This is a genomic window from Alteromonas sp. AMM-1, assembly GCF_047290655.1.
Lineage (GTDB): Bacteria > Pseudomonadota > Gammaproteobacteria > Enterobacterales > Alteromonadaceae > Alteromonas > Alteromonas mangrovi.
Genome location: NZ_JBLBUE010000274.1, coordinates 1 through 2159, shown reverse-complemented (window position 1 = coordinate 2159; position 2159 = coordinate 1). Strand labels below are relative to the sequence as shown.

At 49.2% G+C, this 2159-nt stretch carries 2 protein-coding genes; one reads left to right on the top strand and one right to left on the bottom strand.

Annotated elements, in window-relative coordinates; all coding sequences use genetic code 11:
* On the top strand, positions 1–630 hold a 630-nt coding region (gene queG / locus ACLR2L_RS20015), incomplete at its 5' end, for a tRNA epoxyqueuosine(34) reductase QueG (protein WP_413370764.1).
* 33 nt (positions 631–663) lie between these two features.
* Here the strand turns inward: queG and hemE are convergent.
* On the bottom strand, positions 664–1755 hold the full coding sequence (gene hemE / locus ACLR2L_RS20010) for a uroporphyrinogen decarboxylase (protein ID WP_413370762.1): 1092 nt from the start codon (positions 1753–1755) through the stop codon (positions 664–666).
* Positions 1756–2159: the final 404 nt, after the last annotated feature.

Below are 2159 nucleotides of genomic sequence, written 5' to 3'. Positions count from 1 at the left end.
TGGTTTTTCCTTGGTGAGCTATTTATTAATCTACCTTTGCCAGTAGACCCGCCTACAACAGAAGAGCACTGTCGTACCTGCACAGCTTGCCTGACCATCTGCCCTACTCAGGCTATAGTGGCGCCTTATGTAGTAGACGCCCGCCGGTGTATATCGTATTTAACCATAGAGTACGATGGCGTGATCCCTGAGGCATTGCGCAAACCCATGGGCAACCGCATATACGGCTGTGATGACTGCCAGCTAATTTGCCCCTGGAATCGCTACGCGCCACTAACCGAAGAAGCTGATTTTCATCCTCGAAAGGTACTGCACGGGCAAAGTTTAGCTGCGCTATTTAGTTGGGATGAACACACATTTTTAACGAATACCGAAGGCTCACCGATTCGCCGTATTGGGTTCACGAAGTGGCGACGCAATATCAGTGTCGCCATGGGTAACGCGGGCTATGACGAACGTTATGTAACTTTGCTAACCGAAGCGCTGTACGGTGCAGGCGATGTGCTGCGACCGCATCTTGAATGGGCGATACAACAACAGCAACAAAAAGCTGGAGAAATGCTTACCAGACCGCGCCAAATAACCCGGTTGGTGCGCACAATAGAGAAAGGACTGCCACGCGACGCCTGATGCAACACATTTCACCAGGCGTCACAGGTTACATTACTTGTGGTAAGGCTTGCTCAGGCGATGAACCGCTTCTACAAACACACCGGCATGCTCAGGTGGCACATCCAGGTGAATACCATGGCCCAGGTTAAATACGTGTCCAGTGCCATCACCGAAGCCAGCCAGAATATCGGCAACTTCCTGTTCGATACGCGCAGGCTGTGCATACAGCATCGACGGATCCATATTACCTTGCAGAGCAACTTTATCACCAACGCGCGCTTTCGCATCGGCAATATCAATGGTCCAATCCAGGCCCACCGCATCACAGCCCGTCGCTGCAATGGCTTCTAACCACATGCCACCGTTTTTAGTAAACAGCGTAACCGGTACTTTGCGACCTTCGCTTTCGCGTGTCAGGCCATCAACGATCTTATGCATGTACTGCAATGAGAATTCTTTGTAATCACGAGGAGACAACACGCCGCCCCAGGTATCAAAGATCATCACTGACTGGGCACCTGCGGCAATTTGCGCATTCAGGTACGAGGTAACAGAATCAGCCAGCACAGACAACAACGCATGCAGGGTTTGTGGCTCGCTGAACGCCATTTTCTTGATTTTGGTGAAGGCTTTACTTGAGCCGCCTTCCACCATGTAGGTTGCCAATGTCCACGGACTACCAGAGAAACCGATTAACGGGACATCACCTTTGAGTTCGCGTCGAATGGTGCGCACGGCATTCATTACATATTGCAGCTCACCTTCCGGATCAGGCACACCTAGTTTCGCAACATCGGCTTTGCTTTCAATAGGCTTTTTAAAACGCGGACCTTCGCCAGCTTCAAAGTACAAACCGAGCCCCATGGCATCCGGAATGGTAAGAATGTCTGAGAATAAGATAGCAGCGTCTAGCGGAAAGCGGCGCAGTGGCTGTAGCGTAACTTCACAGGCTAACTCAGCATTTTTACACAGCGACATAAAGTCACCGGCTTCAGCGCGTGTGGCTTTATATTCTGGTAAATAACGGCCAGCCTGACGCATCATCCACACCGGCGTCATGTCTACCGGTTGTTTTAATAATGCGCGAAGGTAACGGTCGTTTTTTAAGGCTGGGCGTTCAACTGTGCCGCTCGAATCTGCCATGCTTATCCCCAAGTACTAAATATGGATACTGAAATTGGCGGCGAGTATAGCAAGAATTCCGTTTTCATGGGTAAAAATGAAATCGATGAACGTGATTGAAAGAATTTACTTGATTTATGTCAAATACACAGTTAACATTCCATTCACAAATCGAAGAAGCTCGACTACGGGCCCACGCTAAACCATACTGACCTCGCTTCGGCGGGGTTTTTTATTGTCAGTAATCAGGGCCTGATTACTGACACAAACGTAAAGTCTGTCAGCAACCAGACTCATAAACGCCAGCCAGCTCCGCCTGCCTTTCCAATTGTTATTTACCCGAAAAAAGTAACTCTGTCTGTTTCGCTACTGTGGAAAATTCAAAGCGTTTACTTACCGGTAGCAGCAATAAAACCAGTGACACG

What these genes read in the sequence shown, in the direction of transcription:
- hemE (WP_413370762.1), bottom strand. Translation starts at nt 1,755, where the DNA reads ATGGCAGATTCGAGCGGCACAGTTGAACGCCCAGCCTTAAAAAACGAC.